We start from the raw sequence: 5,531 nt of genomic DNA on the forward strand, positions 1-5,531 counted from the left end.
TTTTTCAAAGGGCAAGCGTCATGATTTCAGGGGTTTTAAGGAATCAAAAACTCATATTCATCCTAAAATTAAGGGTATTACGGAGACAGGATATCAAGGCTTGAAAACACTCCATAGTAGAACTGACATTCCAAAAAAGAAGGGTAAGAAAAATCCGCTAATGCAAGAAAAAAAAAGGAAAAATAGAGAGCTTTCCAGTGAGCGGGTAATAAATGAAAATGGTATTGGGATACTCAAACGCTTCAAGATCATCTCTGATACATACAGAAACAGGCGTAACAGATTTGGGCTGAGATTCACGCTCATTGCAGGGGTCTATACCATGGAATTAGAACAATAAGAGTTTCCGAAGAGGTCTATTCTTGGATCAGCACATGATGCTCGCAAAACCTACTCTAAATCCCTTGTTAGTCTTTATCACACTGAGTGTTGTGATATCTCCTATTTTTAAAATTTTTCGGTGCAAATCTATGGAATGGGTCCCGGTGAAATTCAAGGTTAATGCGTTTTGTTCATTATCATCAAGCTATTCTGATTATGCTGTATCTTAACGCCATTTTCACTTTTTTTATGGAGATATCTCTATAAGTTTTATGCAAAATGACCTAAAATTAGCACTTGCGCTTCAGCTTTACGATCTAAAACATTAATTAATCGAATGAGTATAGCAAAGTTATCTTGACCTTTACCCTACATTCTCGATACACTAGCACCAACAAAATTCGCGCCAGATAGCAATACGTGAAAAAAAATACTATTATAAAGGGATTCGGATTGATAGTGATGCTTGGGATATTTGGGATTTGGTGGAGAATGCCTTCTGTCTATTTGGTGCGCACAGAAGTTCCGTTGCAAAGTTTCGTGAAATAAATTTCGATTCCTTGTGATATAGCGTGTCAACTGAACAGTATAAAGACTAAAAACTTTTACTCCCAATAGCTATTAGAAGTTTTCCTTTGACACGCTACAAGGATAAGCTTTTACTCTAATCTTGTGAATCGTGCTACTGTAAAAATATCGTAAAAACACTTTTCTAAGCTTTCAAGTTGAGCTAATCTATTCATATGCGGCAACTCTTCTACCATATGTTTTTCTTGGGTAGCTACTTCATCAAACGATATAGTACGCTCAATATGCTGTCTTTGTAGTGTTTTGATAGGTCTACCTTTTTGAATTACAAGATAATTAAAATAAATTAAATATAGATTTTTCCATAAAAAGTGCTTTTTTGATGAGTATCTTTTTCCTGGAACTGTTTGATTACTTGGGAAACTTTTTGCCATGCGTCGACTAAAACTGCTTTTTTATCTCTAGAACGGAGTCTCAAAAAGCTATCAAATGCTCGAGTACATAATACAAAAGGCGTAAAATCAGTAATTAAGTCCTTAATTTCTAATACCTCGTCGCACATCAATTCATACTTATTAGTTCGCTGATGAAGTCATTTTGACACAAAATGATGCAAAGATAAGGTCTTCAGATGATGTGCTAAGGATAGATGATTTTTTTTAAGCTATGGAGAATCATAATGATCTTCATGCACTGAACTAAAGTGTTCACAAGTTTAGTGTGATGAAAAAGAATATAAGATTTTTTTATTTTTTCTGTTATTTTTTAAGGTTTTTTAATATCCTGAACCTCCCTTTTTACAGAAAAAGTATTTTTGGATCCAAATATTCAAAACGTTAATAAAACCGTGTATATTTTTTGCATAGTGTGTGAATTAATTTAATATTTTATTTCTATATAGTACAAAATTTTAAATTAATATTAACTTTTTATAAAAAAATTATAATAATAGTGATTAAATTAAAACATAGAAATTGACACATTAAATTATCAAAAGTATTTAATAGTTTAACGAGTCTATACAGCGTAAATTTCAAAAAGTCAAAAACTATATCAAAGCAAGCAATATTTAATAAAAAGTATCTACAATTTTTAATACAAACAAAATAATAATAAACAGATGGCATGTAGGTTACAAAAGCCAAGAACATTCCCTAACAAAATTACGTATGAGAGCAAGCCCACGCGTAGAGAGAGTCTTTTATTTAATATATAAAGCGCTATCCGAATGCCAAAGCAGATGAATATTGCTGGTAAATTTGGTATGCATGTTCGTGATGCGAGATACTAGTGCAAACGGTTAGGGTGAAAGCAAATCAAGAAAACAAGATAGGTACGTAGAAGTAATAAAAAAAATATCCCCTGAAACCCTTGTATCGGTTAATGAAAGTGGGATTGCAAAAACTCTTTGTAAAGAGAGGGGTTTGACGAGAGAAGCGCGATACTGGTTACTAAAAAGCGTTGTGCATAGTACAAAAGAACTCATAGTATAGCTGGAATAATCAATCCATAGTCCCCATAAGTGTTAATAGGGACTATGGATTACGGATCGTTTTAATTATTAAGGAGCACAGCGTTGCATCAAAGCGCTAAAATTTGCTTTAATTGTAGATCATGCTTCATTCCATCAATCAAAAAAGACAAAAGCGCACATCCAATTTGTTGACTGAATACTAATATTTTTATCCCCTTATTCATCCGATCTCAATCTTATAGCGACATTCTGGGCTAATATAAAACGATAAATTAAGGATAAAATGATAAAATTCTTTCAATGATATGAGGCGATAATCTGCTTCTTTTCTGCACTTAATACTATATGATTTACTATAGTTTACTATGAAAGCGATTACTATGATTCATGAGAAAATTGAGAATGAACGTTACTGAAAGGTATTTATTAATTGAAAATAAATACTGTATTAGAAAATATAATACGTGAAAAAATATGGATATATCTAAAAAATAGTCTTTAAATAATCTGAATTAATGTTAAGAAAACCTGATCCATCCATTTAAAAGCGTCATAAGAAATAAATTGTATTTTCTTAAACCCCCTATTTGTAATGCGTAGGTTCTGGGCTGAGAAGTAATTTTCCTAGAATCCTCTATGAAACTATGCTAGAATGTAAAACTTCTGTCCGTGCATTAGGAAATCATTCATGACTACTCAAACCACCTACGCGTTACAAAATGCCATTGCCCAAATTGAAAAAGCTTTTGGTAAAGGCTCGGTGCTATGCCTTGAACAAGAAGCTGCAGAACAAGTAGAGGTTGTCTCTACCGGATCTTTAGGCTTAGACTTAGCGTTGGGTATCGGAGGATTACCGCTGGGGCGCATTGTTGAAATTTACGGACCAGAAAGTTCTGGAAAAACTACTCTCTCTATGCATGTTATTGCAGAGGCGCAGAAGCAAGGAGGAATTTGTGCATTTATTGATGTGGAGCATGCCTTTGATAAACAATACGCACGAAGACTTGGCATTCAGCCCGAACACTTGTATATTTCTCAACCAGACACTGGTGAGCAGGCTTTAGAAATTGCAGATTATTTTGTTCGATCTGGAGCCATTAAAGTATTAGTTCTTGATAGTGTAGCTGCTTTGGTGCCTAAAGCAGAACTTGAAGGAGAGATGGGAGATTCTCATATGGGACTCCAAGCGCGCTTAATGAGTCAAGCACTTCGAAAACTCACATCGTCTATCTCCCGTTCAAATATTGTAGTAATTTTTATCAATCAAGTTCGCCAAAAAATTGGTGTAGTTTATGGTAATCCAGAAACCACTACGGGGGGCAATGCACTAAAATTTTACGCGTCTATTCGTCTGGATATTCGGCGCGTTGCGTCCATAAAAGGAAAAGGCAATGAAGAAATTAGGGGTAATCAAGTAAAAGTGAAGGTTGTCAAGAACAAGCTTGCGCCCCCTTTTCGAGAAGTGATCTTTGATATTCTCTATGGACAAGGTATTTCTAAAGTTTCTGAGTTGATTGATTTTGGCGTACGGCTAGAGCTCATTTCTAAATCTGGATCTTGGTACTCTTATCAATCGGAAAAATTAGGCCAGGGAAAAGAGGTGGCAGAAGCCTACCTTCTCAAGAATCCAGAAAAAATGATCGAATTAGAGCGGGCAATCCGTGCTGCGGTGCGTCCTAAAACAGACTTTTTTGATTGGCCTTCTCCAGGCTCTTCAGAAGAAGAAAAATCAGATGTATTTAAGGAGGAAGATTCTTCATAAAAAGATAGAATAGAGTAAAGCAGAAAGTACTTAAGAAAAAATTAACAAATTCTAGGTCTCGTTAACACACTGCAAACACTTCCATGATAAAAACACTCTATATAGAAGTTAAAAATATGACACTAAGTTTTTTAAAGCGCGGGAAAATACAATAAGATGCTTTGTACAAAAGTTAGAGATTTTATTATCCCGTTTATAGATCATTTTACAGAAATCTTTTGGACTCAAGCACCTTAATTGAAGAAGAAAAATAGTATTAAAGCCCCATCTTTTCAAAATATCTTAGGGTATAATCCCCCTAATTAGTCTTCCCAATCTTTCGACAAACGATGAACTTATACCAGATGATTGGTTCCCCCCATTGGGGTGCACTTTGATGCGTGTTCTGTCCAATCTTCATCCTGTTACGAAATTTAAATCAATTTTTCTTTTTCTAGCACTTTAAATAACCCCTTTAAAACGCAGCGGTTCAGCCCATCTGTTTGAGAGATGTATAAATTCTGTGCTAATGCCAAACTTGCTCGCTAAAAGCACACCTTTTAAAATCATTTTTTGCCCCATTAATGAAGAAAAAAATTCTTTTTTACGCACATAAGATAAAATTTGATGAGAACGTACTGATCTTTTTTTTCAATTTTTTCTTTCCACTTTAGCCTATACTGTGGTAATAGATTACCTTAAATGAGGTACGCAACCATGGTAGGATAAAAAAACATGTCCACAAACCTGTATAATAACGATTTAAGAAAAAAAGCAAATTTAAATTACTTGAGCAAAGAAAAAATCCAACAGAAACCATGAGAAGTTTTTGAGATACACAGAAATACAGTAAATAGATGACATAATTGATATAAGAAAGAAAAAAAATTATGCTAGAGAACGTCTAGAGTGTAAATGTAGACTGAATTATTCACAGATAGAATTAATTTGTCAAAGATAATGAAAATATTAGATCGAAAGATATTAGGGCTGAGTTTTGAATAAGCAAAGGATATGCCGCAGTAGCATCCAAGAAGCTAAGATTTAGCGATAAAAATTTTTTCCTCTGGGTAAGAAAGGAAGAAAAGCACCGATATATATCCAACTAAGTATAGAATAGTTACATAAAATAGCGCGTCAATTGAACAATGTATAGAAAACATCGCATCTGTTTAGCGTGAGCCCATTATTCCTCAATGGGATTAAGGTCAGGCGAATAAAGCGGCAGGTAAAGTAAAGTATGACCAGCATCCTTAATCATTTTCTGCTTAACTTTATCTTTATGAAAAGCAGAATTATCCAGAACACTATCACGGTTTTCTAGGATGTTGGTGAGTACTATTTCCTCTACTCAATAAGTCAACACCTCTACAGAACCCGTAAGCAATCCAATGGCCCCTAAAGTAGAGCCCATTAAAGCGCCTATGCCATGTGTTCTACTTTTGGAACCCCAATCCTGTTTTGCGT

At 34.4% G+C, this 5,531-nt stretch carries 5 protein-coding genes; 2 read left to right on the forward strand and 3 right to left on the reverse strand.

The annotated features are described in order from the left end of the window. On the forward strand, nt 1–340 hold a 340-nt coding region (locus HCUR_RS03595; RefSeq protein WP_165780721.1), incomplete at its 5' end, for a transposase family protein. A 640-nt stretch (nt 341–980) separates the two neighbouring features. On the opposite strand, the gene HCUR_RS03600 is transcribed toward HCUR_RS03595, so the two are convergent. Beyond that, nucleotides 981–1,283: a hypothetical protein gene (locus HCUR_RS03600; RefSeq protein ID WP_104206784.1), complete on the reverse strand. Its 303-nt coding sequence runs from the start codon at nt 1,281–1,283 to the stop codon at nt 981–983. Between the two features lie 1,728 nt (nt 1,284–3,011). On the opposite strand from HCUR_RS03600, the gene recA reads away from it, so the two are divergent. Further along, entirely contained in the window at nt 3,012–4,085 is a 1,074-nt protein-coding gene (gene recA / locus HCUR_RS03605; RefSeq protein WP_104206785.1) for a recombinase RecA, read from the forward strand. A gap of 441 nt (nt 4,086–4,526) precedes the next feature. On the opposite strand, the gene HCUR_RS08535 is transcribed toward recA, so the two are convergent. Both HCUR_RS08535 and HCUR_RS10180 read right to left on the reverse strand, forming a co-directional pair. Beyond that, on the reverse strand, nt 4,527–4,676 hold the full coding sequence (locus tag HCUR_RS08535; RefSeq protein ID WP_165780722.1) for a hypothetical protein: 150 nt from the start codon (nt 4,674–4,676) through the stop codon (nt 4,527–4,529). 574 nt (nt 4,677–5,250) lie between these two features. Next, on the reverse strand, nt 5,251–5,406 hold the full coding sequence (locus tag HCUR_RS10180) for a transposase (RefSeq protein WP_104206839.1): 156 nt from the start codon (nt 5,404–5,406) through the stop codon (nt 5,251–5,253). Between the last annotated feature and the right edge of the window lie 125 nt (nt 5,407–5,531).

It is taken from the genome of Holospora curviuscula, from assembly GCF_002930195.1.
Taxonomy (GTDB): domain Bacteria; phylum Pseudomonadota; class Alphaproteobacteria; order Holosporales; family Holosporaceae; genus Holospora; species Holospora curviuscula.